The following is a 15,786-nucleotide window of genomic DNA, read 5'->3' on the forward strand; positions in this document are numbered from 1 at the left end:
GGCGTCCCTCCTCAGGAGGGGCGCCGCCGTCGTCGTGCCCCGGGGATGAGGGCCACCCGGGTCACGGGAAATCGCGGATTCTCGCGGTTCAGGGGGCGATTCGCCCGCGGAGAGGTGGTACGTTCACAACTGGCAGCCCGGTCCGAACGGCCCGGGAACCGTAACCGACGTCCCATAGGGAGGACCCATGGCCATGAACCGCAAGGAACTCGTCGCCGCCGTCGCCGAGCGCTCCGGCAACACCCAGGCCGCCGTCAGCGATGTGCTGGACGCCCTCTTCGAGGTGTTCACCGCCCAGGTCAAGAAGGGCGAGAAGGTCTCGATCCCGGGCTGGCTGGCCGTGGAGCGCACCGAGCGCAAGGAGCGCACCGGCCGCAACCCGCGCACCGGCGAGGAGATCACCATCCCGGCCGGCCACTCCGTGAAGGTGACCGCCGGCTCCAAGCTCAAGGCCGCCGCCTCCGAGTGATCCCGGTCGCGGTGCGCGTCCCCGGACCCACGCCGCAGGCCGCAGGACGGGCGTCCCACCCTCGGGTGGGGCGCCCGTCGTCGTCTCCGGCCGCGTAGGATGGGCGGACGATCGTCCGGCCGACGTGGGCCGGGGCCGTCAGGAGAGGAGTCGTGGCATGCGCAGCGCCGTCGCCGCCGCTCCGTGGGCCCCGTCCGGCCTCGAGGACGCCCCTCCGCGCGTCGTGCGTGGGCCGGCCCGTCTGGCCCGGGGCTGGGCCGGGGCCCTGGCGATGACCGCCCTGGCCGCGCTGTTCCACACCGCCGCCGAGCCCGGTCACGGGTTCCCCGAGGTCGGCGTGGTCGCCTTCGCGGCCGTCCTCGCCGCCCCGCTCTGCACCGCCCTGGCGGGCCGCGCCCTCTCGCTGTGGCGCACCGCCGCGGCCGTCGCGATCGCCCAGGGGCTGTTCCACGTGCTCTACGGGCTCGCCGCCGGCGGGCACGCCGTGGCGCCGGCCGCCGGCGTCGACCCGGCCCACCTCGGCCACGCCCGTCCCGGCACCGGGGCCCTCCTGGCGTCGGGGGAGGCCCTGTCCGGCGCCCCCACCGGCCACCTGACCGACCTGCGCATGCTCGCGGCCCACGTGATCGCCGCGGTCCTCACCGTGCTGGCGCTGCGGCGCGGCGAGGCCCTCGTGCTCACCATCGCCGAACGCGTGGTGGCCGCCGTCTGCCCGCCGCCGGCCGCGCACGGCCCCCTGCCGACGCCGGCCCGCGTCCGTGTACCCGTCCCGCCGGCGCTCCGGCCGGCGACGTCCCTCGCCCTCCTCAGCTCTCCGGGGCGGCGCGGCCCGCCGTTCGCCCTCGCGGCCTGAGGACGCCGGCTCCGTCCGCGTCTCGAGGCCCGACCGCGCCCGACGACCCTTCGGAACGGTCCGCCCGCGACTCCCGTCCGGGACCGCGGCAGACCCGTGAGGACACCACCATGCATCACCAGACCACCCCTGTCCGCCGCGCCGCTCGCGCCGCCGCCGGACTCGCCCTGCTGCCCGCCCTCGTCGTCGCCGGGGCCGCCCCCGCGGCCGCACACGACGAGCTCATCCGCACCGCCCCCGCGGTCGACGAGACCGTCACGACGGCGCCGTCGGAGGTCTCGCTGACCTTCAGCGGCGACCTGATCGACGGCGAGGGCATCCAGAACCTCCTGCAGGTCCGCGACGCCGACCGCAACCAGTGGCAGTCCGCCGCCGGCACCGTGGACGGCCCCACCTTCTCCGCGCCGCTGTGCGAGGGGCTGCCCAACGGCGACTACGAGGTCGCCTACCGCGTCGTCTACTCGGACGGGCACTCCGAGGAGCGCTCGTTCGACTTCGCGGTGGACGACCCGGCCGCACCGGCCGCCGGCACCGCGCCCCAGGGCTGCGGCTCCGCCGTCTCCGGGGCCTCGATCGCCGCCTCCCCGGAGGCCGCGGCAGGCCAGGGCGACGCCGTCTCGGCCGAGGCGACCGCGCAGGCGGACGCCTCCGACGCCGCGCAGCCCGCGGACTCCGACGCGCTGCCCGCCTGGGTGTGGGTCGCCGGCATCGCCGGCCTGGCCGTGCTCGTGGTGGCCTTCCTCCTTATGGGCCGCCGCGCCCGCGCGCTCGGCCACCTCGACGACGGCCGCTGACCTCTGACCCCCGGCCGGCCCCACGAGGGGACCGGCCCCGCCCTCGCGCGCCCGCACGCCCCGCGCGTCGTCGCGCGCCCGCCTGACAAGGAACCCCACAGACATGACCACCTCCTCCCCCCGCGCCCCTCGCCGCCTCGGCGCCGCCGCCGTGCTCGCCGTTGCCGCCCTCGGCCTGACGGCCTGCGCCGGAGACGAGGCCGGCTCCGCCCCGAGCGCGTCGGATGCCTCGAGCGTCGCGCCGGCCACGGGCGCCGCCCCGGCCTCGGATTCCTCGTCGGCCGCGTCCACCGCGGACGGCCAGGCCGCCGGCCTCACGATCACCGACCCCTGGACGAAGGCCACCGAGGAGGGCATGACCGGCTCCTTCGGCATGCTCGAGAACTCCTCGGACCAGGACCTGCACGTCGTCGGCGTCCGCTCGGAGCTGGGTGAGACGGTCGAGCTCCACGAGATGGTCTCCGGCGAGGACGGCCAGATGGTGATGCAGCGGAGCCCCGACGGCTTCACCGTGCCCGCCGGAGGGAGCTTCGAGCTCGCCCCGGGCGGCAACCACGTGATGTTCCTGGGCCTGACCGACCCGATCGAGCCGGGTGAGGACGTGACCTACGACCTCGAGCTGGAGGACGGCTCCACCCTCGAGGTCACCTCCGTGGTCCGGCCCTTCACCGGCGCCAACGAGTCGTACCACGGTGGCGAGTCCCACGAATCGGAGGACCATGCCGACCACTGACCCCGCCGGCCGGCCGGACGACCACCACGGGTCGGGCGGGCGCGAGGGCGCCCGCCCGGCCCCGGGGGGCCCCTCCCGCCGCGGCCTGCTCCTCGGGGCGGGCGCGGTGGGCGGCGGCCTGCTGGGCACGGCACTCGGCTATGGCGCCGGCCACGCGTCGGCCTCGACCGCCCCGGGCGCGTCTACCGCGCCCGGGGCGGGGGCCTCGCCGTCCGAGGTCATGGGCGACACCGGCATCGAGGGCGACGTCGGCCGGGCCGGCTGGGCCGAGCCCGGCGGCCAGGCCGCCCGGGTGGCCGTCAGCTCGCCCGTGGGCACGGACACCGTGCCGTTCCACGGGCCGCGCCAGGCCGGCGTCGACACCCCCGCCCAGGCCCACGCCGTCTTCCTCGCCCTCGACCTGCGCGAGGACGCGGACCGGGTGCGCATCGAGCGGATGCTGCGCCTGCTCACCGACGACGCGGCGCGCCTGACCCAGGGCCGCGCCACGATCGCCGACACCGAGCCGGAGCTCGCCGCCGCCCCCGCGCGGCTCACCGTGACGTTCGGCTTCGGCCCGGAGCTCGTCCGCCGCGTGGCCCCGGACCGGGCCCCGGCCTGGCTGCGCCCGCTGCCGGCGTTCGAGCAGATCGACCGCCTGGACCCCGCGTTCAGCGACGGCGACCTCCTGCTGCAGATCTGCGGCGACGACCGGATGTCCGTGGCCCACGCCCGGCGCATGCTCCTCAAGGCGGCCCGGCCGTTCGCCACCGAGCGCTGGGTGCAGGAGGGCTTCCGCTCCGCCCGCGGCGCCCACCCCACCGGCACCACCATGCGCAACCTCTTCGGGCAGGTGGACGGCACCGGCAACCCGGCCGCGGACACCCCGCACCTCGATCGCGTGGTGTGGGGCGTGGGCGCCGAGCAGGTGGGCGTCACCCCGTGGATCGCGGACGGCACGTCCGTGGTGATCCGGCGCATCGAGATGCTCATGGACACGTGGGACGAGCTCGACCGCCCGGCCAAGGAGAAGGTCATCGGCCGTCGCCTCGGCACCGGCGCCCCCCTCACGGGGGAGCAGGAGCACGACGAGCCGGACTTCGACGCCGTCGGCCCCACGGGCTTCCCGGTCATCTCGGACATCGCGCACCTGCGGCGGGCCCGCGGGGAGGAGCCCGAGTACGGGATGCTGCGTCGCAGCTACAACTACGACGACCCGCGCGGGGCGCTGGAGGCGGGCTCCGGCCTGATCTTCGCCGCCTACCAGGCGGACGTGGACCGACAGTTCGTCCCCGTCCAGGCCCGGCTCGCCGAGTCGGACCACCTGAACCTGTGGACCGTGCCCGTCGGCTCGGCGGTCTTCGCGATCCCGCCCGGCTGCGCCGAGGGCGGGTTCGTGGGCGACGCCCTGTTCGCCTGACCCAGGGGCCCGACGACGGCGGGGCCGCTCCCGTCGTCGCCGGGCGTCCGCACGCTTTGAGAGGATGGACCCCATGTCCGCCGCCACCGCCCCCGCCCGGGGCAGCCACCCCGCCGAGAACGACGACGCCGCCCGCCCCGGTCCGTCGGGGCCGGTCGGTGTGCCCCGGTGGATCTGGGTGCTCGTGGCCGCCGCGGGAGCCGCCGGCCTCGCCGCCGCCGGCTGGCTGACCGGGGTCACCGCCGCACGCCAGCTCTCCGACCCGGGGTGGATCACCCGCTGGGGCGTGCCCGTGGGGGAGCTCGTCTCCAACCTGGCGATGTCCCTGACCATCGCGGCGCTGATCTTCGCGGCCGGGGTCCTGCCGCCGCACGCGGCGGGCACGGAACGGTGGCACCGCTCCGCCCGGCAGCGGCGCGAGGACGCGGACGCCGCACCGCTGCCCGAGCACCCCGCGTTCACCCGCGTGATGCGGATCGCCGCCGTCAGCGCCGGCGTGTGGACGGTGGCCGCGCTGGCCGTCGGCGTGCTGTCCTACTCGGATCTCGCCGGCATCCCCGTCACTGCGGGGCAGGGCTTCACGGACGGCCTGGCGGCCTACGTGGTCGGCATCTCGGTGGGCCAGGCGTGGTTCTGGGTCACCGTGATCGCCGCCGTCGTGACCACGTTGGCGATCGCCGTCCGCTCCCACAACGGCCTGTTCTGGACCGGCATCCTGGCGATGCTCGCCCTCGTGCCCCTGGCCCTGATCGGGCACGCGGCGGGCGGTGACGACCACACCGGCGCCGTGAACTCGATCGGCCTGCACCTGCTCGGCGTCGTCGTGTGGGTGGGCGGACTGCTCGTGCTCGTCGCGATCTCGGACACCCTCGTGGGGCCCAACGGGGCGCAGGGGCGGGGCCGCAGCCTGCGCCGGCAGGGCCCGGCGCCCCTGCTGCACACGGTCCTGACCCGCTACTCCGTGCTCGCCGGGCTGGGCCTGGTCACGGTGGCGCTGTCCGGCGTGGTCAACGCGTCGATCCGCATGGACGATCCGGCCCAGCTGCTGAGCCCCTACGGCATCCTCGTGTCGGCCAAGTTCCTGGCGGCCCTGGGCCTCGGCCTGATCGGCCTGCTGCACCGCCGGTGGGTGATCCCCCGCCTCGACGCCGGCCCGGACCGTCCCAGCCCCGCCCCCGCGCGTCGCCTGCTGTGGCAGCTCATCGCCGTGGAGGCCGTGATCATGGGCGCCGTCATGGGCGTCTCCTCCGTGCTCTCCCGGACGGCCCCGCCCGTGCCGGAGGAGCTCGCGCCGGACGCCTCCCCGGCCCGCATCCTCACCGGCTACGAGCTGCCGCCGGCCCTCGAGGGCGCCCGGTGGATCACGATGTGGCGGTTCGACTGGCTGTGGGTCGCGATCATCGCGTTCCTGACCCTCTGGTACCTGCGCTCCGTGTGGCAGCTGCGCCGCCGCGGCGACCGCTGGCCCGTGCTGCGCACCGTCGCGTGGCTCGCGGGCCTGGCCGTGCTGCTGTGGGCGACCTCCGGGTCCCCGGCCGTGTACGGCCGCGTCCTGTTCAGCGCGCACATGGTGGGCCACATGACGCTGACGATGCTCAGCCCCGTCTTCCTCGTCCTGGGCGCGCCGATCACCCTGGCGCTGCGGGCCCTGCCGTCCCGCACGGACGGGACGCGCGGCCCGCGCGAGTGGATCCTGTGGATCGTGCACTCCCCGTGGGGGCGGTTCATCACGAACCCGATCGTGGCGGGGGTCAACTTCGCCGGCTCGATCCTGGTGTTCTACTACACGGACTTCTTCCGGTTCTCGCTGGAGACCCACGTGGGCCACGAGTTCATGAACGTCCACTTCCTGCTGACCGGGTTCCTGTTCGCCCTGGTCATGATCGGCTCGGATCCGCTGCCGCGCCGGCCCCCGTACGCCCTGCGGCTCGTGCTGCTGATGGCCACGATGATCTTCCACGCCTTCATCGGCGTCGCCATGACCTCCTCCACCGGCCTGATGCAGGCGTCCTGGTTCGGCAACATGGGCCGCGACTGGGGCCCCACCGCCCTCGAGGACCAGCGCATCGGCGGCGCGGTGATGTGGGGCATCGGCGAGTTCCCCACCGTGATGATGGCGGTGATGGTGGCCGTGCTCTGGTATCGCAGCGACCGCAAGAACGCGGTCCGGCTGGACCGGCAGGCCGACCGCGACGGCGACGCGGAGCTGCGCCGCTGGAACGAGATGTACGCCCGCATGCACGGCACCCCGGTCACCGACGCCCCGAGCGGCGCCGAGCCCGTGGCCCGTGACTCCTCCACCGGCCCCGAGGAGGCCCGTGATGTCCGCTGACCTCCTCCCTCCCCTCGGCCGCCCGGCCGCGCCCCGGCGTGGTCGGCTGCGCCTCGCGGCCGCCGTCGCCGCCGGCCTGCTGGCCCTGACGGGCTGCAGGGCCGGGGACGGCGATCCGGCCGCCGCGTCCGCGCCCGCGGACGGAGTCCACGGCGACGCCGGCACCGCGGCGCCCACGGAGTCGGCGGCCCCGGAGGGGCTCGGCCTGGGCGACCGTCAGGACGAGCGCATGGCGCAGGCCGCGGCCGAGCGTGCGGCCACGTTCGGCTTCGTCCGGCAGCGGGCCGCCACGGCGGAGGAGATCGACGCGGCCCGCGAGGACTCCCGGGACCGGCGCGCGGACGCGGACCGGACCACCGTGCAGCCGGCGCAGTGCAAGGCGCCGCTGACCGCCCTGGACTTCTCCCCGATCGCCCTCGACGAGGCCGAGGCCACGCGCGTGGACGTCGGCGCCGACACCTTCACGGGCACGGGCACCGTGGAGGTCGCCCGGCTCACGGGCCAGGGCCGCCAGGACGTCGAGCGCCACATCCAGACCGTCAACGCCCTGCGCGCCGACTGCCGCGAGATGACCATGACCGTGCAGGAGGGGGACGCGACCGTCGACTACCGCCTCGAGGTCTCCGACGCGCCGCTGTCCGACGGCACGCCGGCGCAGTCCGCCCTCGTGTGGGAGCGGACCGTGGCCTCGGAGTCCGAGCCCCAGCTCACGGCCCAGGTGCTCACCGCCGTCACCTCCGACGCCGTGGTGATGGTCTCCTTCGTGGGCCGGCCCGAGGCCGGGCGCAAGGAGTTCACCCTCATCGCCGAGGAGATGCTGGCCGCCGCCCTGGCCGCCGACTGAGCCGGACCCGCCCGGCGGCGTCGTCTTTCCCCCTGTGACGCCGCCGGCGTCCGCTCACGGCTGACGCGTCCGGGGCGTGCGTCATGATGGTGGACATGACCGCACCGCAGACCCCGAACCCCGCCCCGACCGCTGACGCCCCCGCCGCCGTGCCGCGCGCGGCCACCCGGGTGCGCGCGTCCGAGCTCGTGGGCCGCGGCTGGCTGAACACCGGCGGCGAGCAGGTGAGCCTCGAGGACCTGCGCGGCAAGGTCGTCCTCCTCGACTTCTGGACGTTCTGCTGCATCAACTGCCTGCACGTCCTGGACGAGCTGCGCCCGCTCGAGGAGGAGTTCGCGGACGTGCTCGTCACGGTGGGCGTGCACTCGCCCAAGTTCGAGCACGAGGCGGACCCGGACGCGCTCGCGGCCGCCGTCGAGCGCTACGCCATCGAGCACCCCGTGCTGGACGACCCCGAGCTGACCACGTGGCAGGCGTACTCGGCGCGCGCGTGGCCCACCCTCGTGGTGGTGGACCCGGAGGGCTACATCGCCGCGCACCTGTCCGGAGAGGGGCACGTGGCCGGGCTCTACGGGCTCGTGCGCGAGCTCGTGGCCGAGCACGAGGCCAAGGGCACGCTGCACCGCGGCTCGGGCCCCTACGTCCCGCCCGCCCCCGTGGCCCGGGACCTGTCGTTCCCCGGCAAGGCCGTGTCGCTCGGCGGCCGCGGCTCCCGCCCGGGCACGTTCCTCGTCTCGGACACCGGCCACCACCGCCTCCTGGAGGTCGCCGAGGACCTGACCACGGTGCTCCGCGCGTTCGGCGGCGGGGACCCCGCCACGGCGGACGCGGGCCAGGCCGAGCTCGCATTCCCCACGCCCGGGGAGAAGGGCCACGCGGACGGCGGGCCGGACCAGGCGCTGTTCAACGAGCCGCAGGGCCTGGCGCTGCTGCCCGAGGACGTCGCCCAGCGCGTCGGCTACGACGTCGTCGTGGCGGACTCCGTCAACCACCGGCTGCGGGGCCTGCGCCTGTCGGACGGGCACGTCAGCACCCTCGCCGGCAACGGCGTGCAGAAGCTCATCGACTCCGAGCGCGCCAAGGAGGCCGCCGCCGTCGACGACGAGGGGGACGTCGCCGTCGACCTCGCGGACCTGCCCGGGGAGCCGACCGCGATCTCGCTGTCCTCCCCGTGGGACGTCGTGTGGCACCCCGCCCTGGGGCGTGTGGTGATCGCGATGGCCGGCACGCACCAGCTCTTCGACTTCGACCCCGTCACAGACGCGCTCGCGGTGCACGCGGGCACGGCGCTCGAGGGCCTGCTGGACGGCGACGCCGGACGGGCCTGGTTTGCGCAGCCCTCGGGGCTGTCCGTGGGCGCGGACGGCACGCTGTGGGTCGCGGACTCGGAGACCTCCGCGGTGCGCTGGGTGCGGACCGGGGAGGACGGGCGCCGCGAGGTCGGGACCGCCGTCGGGGCGGGCCTGTTCGACTTCGGCCACGTGGACGGGGAGGCGGACCGCGCGCGCCTGCAGCACGCGCTGGGCGTCACGGCCCTGCCGGACGGCTCCGTGCTGATCGCCGACACGTACAACGGCGCGATCCGCCGGTACGCGCCGGCCGGCGAGGACGCCGCGGGCCGGGCGGTCCCGGCCACGGTGACCACGGTGGCGCGCGGGCTGCTCGAGCCCTCGGACGTGCTCGTGGAGCACGACGCGGACGGGAACGACACCGCGATCGTGGTGGTCGAGTCCAACGCCCACCGGCTCACGCGGCTGGCGGTGCCGGAGGAGTTCCTCACCGTGGACGAGGGCGCGCGGCAGACGCAGCGTCCCCGCACCCCGGTGGTGGCCGGCGACCTGGACCTGACGATCGGCTTCGCCGCGCCCACGGGGCAGAAGCTGGACGACCGCTGGGGCGATCCCACGCAGCTGAAGGTCTCCTCGTCCCCGGAGGAGCTGCTGCTCGAGGGCGCCGGCACGTCCACGGGGCTGCACCGGACGCTGCGGCTGAACCCCGAGGTCGAGGAGGGCGTCCTGCACATCACCGCCCGGGCCGCCGCGTGTGACGGGGAGAAGGGGCAGCCCATCCCGGACCACGCCGCCTGCCACCTGTACCAGCAGGACTGGGGCATCCCGGTCACGGTGCACACCCCGGACCGGGCCCCGGAGGGCGCCGAGACCCGCCTGGACCTGGACCTGCGCGGGATACACTGAGCGCGTCGTCCGCCCCCGACCCCGAAGGCTGCGCCCCACCATGACCACGCTCATCGTCACCTCGTCCGCCCACGGATCCACGCGAGAGATCGCCGAGCGGGTCGCGGAGGTGCTGCGCACGTCGCAGGCCGTCCCGACCGTGGTGGAGGACGTCAAGGGCGCCGCTGCGTGGCTGGCCACGGCGGACGCGGTGATCGTCGCGGCCCCGGTCTACACGGGCTCGCTCGCCGCCGACGCCCGGGCGTTCCTCGACACCCGTCGGGCCGAGCTGGCGGACCTGCCGCTCGTGATCCTGGCCTCCGGCGGCGCGCCCGAGCTGGCCCGGCCGGTGCGGGAGAAGCTCGAGTCCTACGGCCCGCGCGAGGTGGCGTACTTCCGCGGGGCGCTCGTCGAGGAGCGCCTGGGCCGGCTGGAGAAGCTCAAGCTCAAGCTCTCCCGCAACGAGCACTACGGCGACTTCCGCGACTGGGACGCCATCGAGGCCTGGGCCAAGACCCTCTCCGGCGCCGGCGTGCGCTGACCTCACCCGCCGCGCTCGTCGACGAGACGGCGGGGGCGCAGGAGCCTCCACAGCCGCTGTCGTTGACGAAATGGCGCCGGAGGCTCTCGTGTCTGCAGCGGAGGCGAGCGGTTAGCCTGGCCGCATGTCCCCTTCCGCCCGTCGCCCCGCCGCGTCCTCCCGCCCCGCCCGGCCCCGCCCGACGACGGCGCCCTTCGCCCTGCCCGACCGGCCCGGCTGGGTGCGGCTCGCCGCGGGCGCGGTGGTCCCGGGCGTCATCGCCGCCGCCGCGGCGCTCGCGGCCCTGCAGGTGTTCGTCCTCAACCCGTTGGCCGCCGCGCCCGGCGACCGCGGCCTCGGGAGGATCTACGCGGACCTGAGCGCGGCGGGCCAGCTCGGCGTCCCCTTCGTCCTCCCGGCCGTGATCCTGGCGGCCGGGCTCGGTGTGGCCGCGATCCTGTGGTTCCTCACGTGGCGTCGCGAGGAGGTCGACCCGCTGGCGGTCCTCGCCCTGGGCCTCGCCTCGCTCGTCGCCGCGTCTCCGGCCTACTTCATGGCCTCGTTCGGGCCGGGCATGGCGCTCGCGGACACCTACGGCATCGGCGGGGGCGACCACAGCCCGTGGGCCTGGCCGATCTACGTGGTCAGCATGCTGGCGTTGGCGGGGCTGGTCGCCGTCGTCGTGCTCCTGCTGCGCGGTCCGGCGGGCGGACTCGGCGCCCCGCGGCGCCGGGCCTAGGCTGGCGGGACCGACCTGACCACGACCCCACCAGGAGGACGCACATGACCATCCGCGCCGGCATCGTCGGATACGGGAACCTCGGCCGCAGTGTGGAGAAGCTCGTGAAGCTCCAGCCGGACATGGAGCTGGTGGGCATCTTCTCGCGCCGCACCGGCCTGGACACGGACACGCCCGTGCTCCCGGCGGAGCGGGCCGCCGAGCACGCCGGGGAGATCGACGTGCTGTTCCTCTGCCTCGGCAGCGCCACGGACATCCCCGAGCAGGCGGCCGGCTACGCGCGGCACTTCACCACCGTGGACACCTACGACAACCACCAGCTCATCCCGCGGCACCGCGCCGAGATGGACGCCGCGGCCCGGGAGGGCGGGCACGTGGCGATGATCTCCACCGGCTGGGACCCGGGCCTGTTCTCGGTGAACCGGGTGCTGGGCGCGGCGCTGTTCCCGCAGCCGCAGCAGAACACGTTCTGGGGCAAGGGCCTCTCGCAGGGCCATTCCGACGCCGTCCGGCGGGTCCCCGGCGTCCGGCGCGGCGTGCAGTACACGATCCCCAGCGAGGAGGCGATCGCCGAGGCCCGCGCCGGACGGGGCGCCGAGATCACCGGCGCCTCCGCGCACGTGCGTGAGTGCTACGTGGTGGCCGACGAGGCCGACCACGCGGCCATCACCGAGGCCATCACCACGATGCCCGACTACTTCGCCCCGTACGAGACCACCGTGCACTTCATCTCCGAGGAGGAGTTCGAGCGCGACCACCAGGGCATGCCGCACGGCGGCCACGTCGTCACCTCGGGCGACCTCGGCGGCTCGCGCAGCGCTGTCGAGTTCGTGCTGGAGCTGGAGTCCAACCCCGACTTCACCGCCGCCGCGCAGGTCGCCTACGGCCGTGCCGCCGCGCGTCTGAAGGCCCAGGGGGAGACGGGGGCGCGCACCGTGCTCGAGGTCGCCCCGTACCTGCTCTCGCCCACGGGGCTGGACGAGCTGATCCGCCGGGACGTCTGAGCCGCGGCGAGGCGTCCGGCGCGTGACACCGGGCCGGGCGCCGCCGTCGTCGGCCTCAGGCCAGCAGCAGGGCGACGGCGATCATCGCCGGGATCGCGACGATCGTGGTGACCAGGATCGTGTCCTTCGAGACGCGCAGCCCCGCGTCGTAGCGCACGGCGGTGACGAACACGTTCTGTGCGGTCGGCAGGGAGGCCAGGACGACGGCGACGAACACGTGCCGCGCATCCAGGCCGAACACGAACTGCGCGAGCAGCCAGGCCAGCAGCGGATGCACCACCAGCTTCACCGCCGAGGCGAGCAGCACGTCCGCGCGTCGCCCGCCGGCCCGCTCGAGCGGCCGCGAGCCGACCAGCGACATGCCGAACGCCAGGAGCATCGCCGGGATGGACAGCCCGCCGATGAGCTCCACGGACTCCATGAGGGGGCCCGGCAACGACCAGCCGGTGAGGGAGAAGACCAGGCCGGCCACCGAGCCCAGGATCAGGGGGTTGGTGACCGTGTGGCGGACCTGGTCGGCCACGGCGCGCCCGGGGGAGCGGCGCACCGCCCGGCGCCGGCCCGCCGTCGTGCGTCGCCGGACCTCGCGCGCGGTGGCGGCGTCCATCGCGGCCACGTAGAGCGGCGTGTAGATCGCCAGCTGGAAGATGAGCGCCGGGGCGGCCAGGGCGGCGTCGCCGAGGACGTAGGCCGCGATGGGGATGCCGAGGTTCGCCGAGTTCACGAGCGAGGCGCTGAGCGCGGACATGATCCGCTCCGAGGCCGACCTGCCCTTCAGCAGCGGGACCGTCACCGCGAGGTACAGTGCGGCCGCGGTGAACGCGGACAGCGTGGCCACCCACAGCTGGGGGCCCAGCACGGCGCCCACGTCCGCGCGGGAGAGCGTGACGAACAGCAGCGCCGGGTTGCCGATGAAGAACGCCGCGCGGGAGAGCACGGTGCGGCCGTGCTCGCCGAGCACCCCCGTGCGCCCCACCAGGACGCCCACGAGGATGATCACCCACACGACCGCGAAGCCGGAGAGCACCTGGGTCACGGACGGGCCTCCACAGGTCGGGGTGGGGCGGTCCGCGGCGGGGTCAGGGGCATGGCGCGATCCTACGTCGCGGGCGTCGGCTAGCCTGGATCACGACGGCGGCGCCCACCGCCGAGCGCGCCACGCGGCCCGGTCCCGCGCGGCAGGGCCCTGCAGCCCGGCGCGAAGGGGAGCGGATCCTCGGGCCCACCCGCACGCGACGGACGTCGTCCCCGACCCGCGGCGCGGCATGGCCGGGAGCGCGCCGGCGAGGATGCACCATGACCCGTCAGTCCGACCTCAAGACCCTGATCCGTGCCCGCATGGCCGTCACCGGTGAGCGGTACACCGCCGCGGCGGCGGCCCTCGCTGACGAGTGGCAGTCCGCCGAGCGCTACCACGCGACCGTGCTTGCCCGCTTCTTCGACGGGGACCGGCTGCGCTCCATCCCTGCGCGTCGCAAGCCGCGGGTGGCCGTCCTTCTCGAGCTGTTGCGTCGCTTCAGAGCGGGCCGCGCCTACGCGGAGGCCGAGGTCAACGACCTGCTGCGCCCCGCCCACGAGGACGTGGCCACGCTGCGTCGCGAACTCGTGGACTACGGGTTCCTCGCCCGCGCCGACGGCGTCTACCGACTGGCGGACGCCGGGCCCGACCTCGACCCGCGCTTCGCCGCGGACCTGCCGGTCGACCTGGAACGCCGGCTGCGCGAGATCCGCGCGGGCCGTTGAGGGGAGCGGGACCCCGCACGTCGACCTGGAACGCCAGCGGTCGCCATGACGCCGGAATGTGGCCGTATTCCGACGTCTTGCGTTCCCGGTGCGGCCGTGGCGGGGCGACGTGGACCGACACGGCCCCGGGTCCCTCGCGTGAGGGGCCCGGGGCCGTCGTCGTGGTGTGGAGCGGGCGACGGGAATCGAACCCGCGTATCTTGCTTGGGAAGCAAGCGCTCTACCATTGAGCTACGCCCGCGCAACCGCTCAGCTTCCGCCTGCGGCGCGGGCACCACCATACACCAGCCCGGCCGGTGCACCGGCCCCGCGTCGTCATCGAGCCCCGCGGACCCGTACGTCAGTGCACCGGGTCCGCTGCGGCGACCTCGCGCGCCCGCACCCGCCGCGTCGCCGCCCGGGCGCGCGAGCGACCGAACGCGTCCGCGTACCGCGTGAGCACCGGCCCGGCGATCACGATGGAGAACTCCCCGCGGATGGTCAGGGCCGCACCCGCGCGCCAGCGGCCGGCCACGCCGTTTCCCGAACGAAAGCGCACCAGGGGCCGCCGTTTCCCGAACGAAAGCGCGCCGGGGGCCGCTGGTAGAGTCCGAACCGCGCCCGGCCGCGGCCGGACGCGTCCGGCAGCCCCTGTCCCGGAAGGACGTCCCATGCGCGACACCACGGCCGACGCGGCCCAGGTCCCCGCCCGCCCCGACGACGCGGCGGTGTACCGCTACCTCGCGTTCGGGGAGGCGGACCGCCCCTTCCTCGTCGGCGGTCCCCGGCCCGCACCGCTGGCCCCCGCCGCGACGCCGTCCCCGGTCGCCGACCTCGAGTCGGTCCGCGCCGCGATCCGCGCCCACGGCGGCCCCCTGGCCTCGACCGCGCACGTGTGCGGCCGCCCCGCCCCGACGCCTTCGGCCGCCGACGCGCCCCGCGGCCTGCGCGGTGCCGCGCGCACCCTGACCGCGACCCGCCGCGACGTCGCCGCACGCCTGGCCGACTCCCGCGAGCGCGCCGACGTGCCCGTCGAGGCGCTGCTGAACTCGGCCTTCGTCGACGCCCACGCGGACGAGCGCCCCGCCGATCGCGGCGTGCCGCGCGGGCGGCTCGCCGGCCTGGTGGACGCCGTCCTCCCGCCGGCCCGCCACGCGGACGACGACGCCGCGGCCGGCCTGCTGCTCGCCCTGCGCGAGCCGGTCCGCGAGGTGTTCGCCTCCGACTCGTTCGCCGCCCGCCCGTACGCCGACGCGCCCACCGTCCGCGCGCTCTTCGAGGACTTCCTCGCCCACCCGCGCCGGCACGACCCCGAGCGCTTCTGGCGCCTGCTCAACCTCGAGCTCTGGCTGCGCGACGCGGTGGACGCGGACGCCGCCCCGGCCGGCCCCGCCACCGCGGTCGACGAGGCCCCCACCGCCCCGGCACCGGCCAAACCGGACCACGAGCCGAACCCGGGCAAGGAGCTCGACCTGGTCTCCGCCGAGGACGGCCGCCGCTACCGCCGCTTCCCGGTGCAGACCGGCCTGGTGGACCGGGACACGGACCTGCAGGCCTACCTGCGCGGCGAGATCGAGGACTTCTTCCGCGACCTGCCCGCGGACGCGATGCCGCAGGACGCCCCGTGGCACTTCTCCGTGTCCGAGAAGATCGTGGCCATCACCCAGGGTCGCTCCTACTACACGTGGGAGGTCCGCCCCTCCGTGGCCGCCCGCGTCCTCTCCCGCCTGGTCACCCGCACGCCCGCGGGCATCGGCCTGGGCGATCCCACCACCATGCAGCTGGCCATCCAGGAGGCGGGCCTGCCGCGCATCGTGCTCTCCGCGGCGGCCGGCGCCGCCGGCAAGGTCGCCGGCAAGCGCGGTGTGTTCTACAACGTGGTGGGCGGCAACGTCCGCGCGATCGACGGGCCCACCACCTACTCCACGTTCCCGGCCAACGTCTCGGCCAAGCTGCCGCCGGCCGAGCCGGACCGGGTGGCCGCCGAGGTCTCGGCGATGATCCGGGCGGCGGACATCCCGGCCTGGGCGAAGGCCTCCTTCGCCGGCACCGTCGTGATGGACGCCAACGACATCGGCCGCAACGCCCTCGGCAAGGACACCGCCGCGTCGGCCGCCGTCCTCGAAGCCGCCTTCGCGGACAACCCGCTGGGCCAGGGCCGCGAGCGCACCCCGCTGGCCGTCGTCGTGCGAATGGACTGAGC

14 protein-coding genes, 1 tRNA gene and 1 pseudogene are annotated in these 15,786 nt (G+C 75.5%); 13 read left to right on the forward strand and 3 right to left on the reverse strand.

Features of this window, described 5'->3' with window-relative positions:
• Positions 1-187 precede the first annotated feature (187 nt).
• The 11 genes from ABIB16_RS03920 (at position 188) to ABIB16_RS03970 (ending at position 11,861) form a co-directional block, all read left to right on the forward strand.
• Positions 188-469 (forward strand): HU family DNA-binding protein, encoded by a 282-nt coding sequence (locus ABIB16_RS03920; RefSeq protein ID WP_002858339.1) that lies wholly within the window; start codon positions 188-190, stop codon positions 467-469.
• 157 nt (positions 470-626) lie between these two features.
• Complete coding sequence (locus tag ABIB16_RS03925; protein WP_354436063.1) at positions 627-1,322, forward strand: hypothetical protein; 696 nt, start codon at positions 627-629, stop codon at positions 1,320-1,322.
• A gap of 110 nt (positions 1,323-1,432) precedes the next feature.
• Entirely contained in the window at positions 1,433-2,116 is a 684-nt protein-coding gene (locus ABIB16_RS03930; RefSeq protein WP_044658837.1) for a copper resistance CopC family protein, read from the forward strand.
• Between the two features lie 103 nt (positions 2,117-2,219).
• Positions 2,220-2,849: a copper chaperone PCu(A)C gene (locus ABIB16_RS03935; RefSeq protein ID WP_044658838.1), complete on the forward strand. Its 630-nt coding sequence runs from the start codon at positions 2,220-2,222 to the stop codon at positions 2,847-2,849.
• Positions 2,836-4,248: a Dyp-type peroxidase gene (locus tag ABIB16_RS03940; protein WP_095694942.1), complete on the forward strand. Its 1,413-nt coding sequence runs from the start codon at positions 2,836-2,838 to the stop codon at positions 4,246-4,248. The genes ABIB16_RS03935 and ABIB16_RS03940 overlap by 14 nt, the downstream gene beginning before the upstream one ends.
• 73 nt (positions 4,249-4,321) lie before the next feature.
• Complete coding sequence (locus ABIB16_RS03945; protein ID WP_044658530.1) at positions 4,322-6,580, forward strand: bifunctional copper resistance protein CopD/cytochrome c oxidase assembly protein; 2,259 nt, start codon at positions 4,322-4,324, stop codon at positions 6,578-6,580.
• Positions 6,570-7,424 (forward strand): hypothetical protein, encoded by an 855-nt coding sequence (locus ABIB16_RS03950; RefSeq protein ID WP_178329097.1) that lies wholly within the window; start codon positions 6,570-6,572, stop codon positions 7,422-7,424. Before ABIB16_RS03945 ends, ABIB16_RS03950 begins: the two co-directional genes overlap by 11 nt.
• Before the next feature lie 95 nt (positions 7,425-7,519).
• Entirely contained in the window at positions 7,520-9,619 is a 2,100-nt protein-coding gene (locus ABIB16_RS03955) for an NHL domain-containing thioredoxin family protein (RefSeq protein ID WP_044658531.1), read from the forward strand.
• Between the two features lie 40 nt (positions 9,620-9,659).
• Positions 9,660-10,139, forward strand: a complete 480-nt coding sequence (locus ABIB16_RS03960) for a flavodoxin domain-containing protein (protein WP_036384268.1) — start codon at positions 9,660-9,662, stop codon at positions 10,137-10,139.
• Between the two features lie 124 nt (positions 10,140-10,263).
• Positions 10,264-10,857, forward strand: a complete 594-nt coding sequence (locus tag ABIB16_RS03965) for a hypothetical protein (RefSeq protein WP_044658532.1) — start codon at positions 10,264-10,266, stop codon at positions 10,855-10,857.
• A gap of 44 nt (positions 10,858-10,901) precedes the next feature.
• Entirely contained in the window at positions 10,902-11,861 is a 960-nt protein-coding gene (locus ABIB16_RS03970) for a diaminopimelate dehydrogenase (protein ID WP_036385002.1), read from the forward strand.
• Positions 11,862-11,916: 55 nt separating this feature from the next.
• Here ABIB16_RS03970 and ABIB16_RS03975 read toward each other — a convergent pair whose 3' ends face one another.
• The gene (locus ABIB16_RS03975) at positions 11,917-12,897 is read right to left on the reverse strand and encodes an AEC family transporter (protein ID WP_036317140.1); all 981 of its coding nucleotides are present in this window, start codon (positions 12,895-12,897) and stop codon (positions 11,917-11,919) included.
• Positions 12,898-13,157: 260 nt separating this feature from the next.
• Between ABIB16_RS03975 and ABIB16_RS03980 the strand changes: the two genes are divergently transcribed.
• A complete protein-coding gene (locus tag ABIB16_RS03980) occupies positions 13,158-13,604 on the forward strand; it encodes a DUF2087 domain-containing protein (protein ID WP_036317141.1) in 447 nt (148 codons plus the stop codon).
• A gap of 167 nt (positions 13,605-13,771) precedes the next feature.
• On the opposite strand, the gene ABIB16_RS03985 is transcribed toward ABIB16_RS03980, so the two are convergent.
• Positions 13,772-13,845, reverse strand: a tRNA-Gly gene (locus ABIB16_RS03985).
• 99 nt (positions 13,846-13,944) lie between these two features.
• Positions 13,945-14,133, reverse strand: a pseudogene (locus tag ABIB16_RS03990) (cation:proton antiporter); the annotation flags it as partial.
• Between the two features lie 121 nt (positions 14,134-14,254).
• Here ABIB16_RS03990 and ABIB16_RS03995 point away from each other — a divergent pair.
• A complete protein-coding gene (locus ABIB16_RS03995; RefSeq protein WP_041104513.1) occupies positions 14,255-15,784 on the forward strand; it encodes a hypothetical protein in 1,530 nt (509 codons plus the stop codon).
• Positions 15,785-15,786: the final 2 nt, after the last annotated feature.

This window comes from Micrococcus sp. UYEF5 (assembly GCF_040546065.1).
In the GTDB taxonomy this organism is placed as follows: Bacteria; Actinomycetota; Actinomycetes; order Actinomycetales; family Micrococcaceae; genus Micrococcus; species Micrococcus luteus.

Bases quoted from the DNA above. Each gene is read 5' to 3' on its own strand.
- ABIB16_RS03920 (WP_002858339.1), top strand. From the start codon at position 188: ATGGCCATGAACCGCAAGGAACTCGTCGCCGCCGTCGCCGAGCGCTCC.
- ABIB16_RS03925 (WP_354436063.1), top strand. From the start codon at position 627: ATGCGCAGCGCCGTCGCCGCCGCTCCGTGGGCCCCGTCCGGCCTCGAG.
- ABIB16_RS03930 (WP_044658837.1), top strand. From the start codon at position 1,433: ATGCATCACCAGACCACCCCTGTCCGCCGCGCCGCTCGCGCCGCCGCC.
- ABIB16_RS03935 (WP_044658838.1), top strand. From the start codon at position 2,220: ATGACCACCTCCTCCCCCCGCGCCCCTCGCCGCCTCGGCGCCGCCGCC.
- ABIB16_RS03940 (WP_095694942.1), top strand. From the start codon at position 2,836: ATGCCGACCACTGACCCCGCCGGCCGGCCGGACGACCACCACGGGTCG.
- ABIB16_RS03945 (WP_044658530.1), top strand. From the start codon at position 4,322: ATGTCCGCCGCCACCGCCCCCGCCCGGGGCAGCCACCCCGCCGAGAAC.
- ABIB16_RS03950 (WP_178329097.1), top strand. From the start codon at position 6,570: ATGTCCGCTGACCTCCTCCCTCCCCTCGGCCGCCCGGCCGCGCCCCGG.
- ABIB16_RS03955 (WP_044658531.1), top strand. From the start codon at position 7,520: ATGACCGCACCGCAGACCCCGAACCCCGCCCCGACCGCTGACGCCCCC.
- ABIB16_RS03960 (WP_036384268.1), top strand. From the start codon at position 9,660: ATGACCACGCTCATCGTCACCTCGTCCGCCCACGGATCCACGCGAGAG.
- ABIB16_RS03965 (WP_044658532.1), top strand. From the start codon at position 10,264: ATGTCCCCTTCCGCCCGTCGCCCCGCCGCGTCCTCCCGCCCCGCCCGG.
- ABIB16_RS03970 (WP_036385002.1), top strand. From the start codon at position 10,902: ATGACCATCCGCGCCGGCATCGTCGGATACGGGAACCTCGGCCGCAGT.
- ABIB16_RS03980 (WP_036317141.1), top strand. From the start codon at position 13,158: ATGACCCGTCAGTCCGACCTCAAGACCCTGATCCGTGCCCGCATGGCC.
- ABIB16_RS03995 (WP_041104513.1), top strand. From the start codon at position 14,255: ATGCGCGACACCACGGCCGACGCGGCCCAGGTCCCCGCCCGCCCCGAC.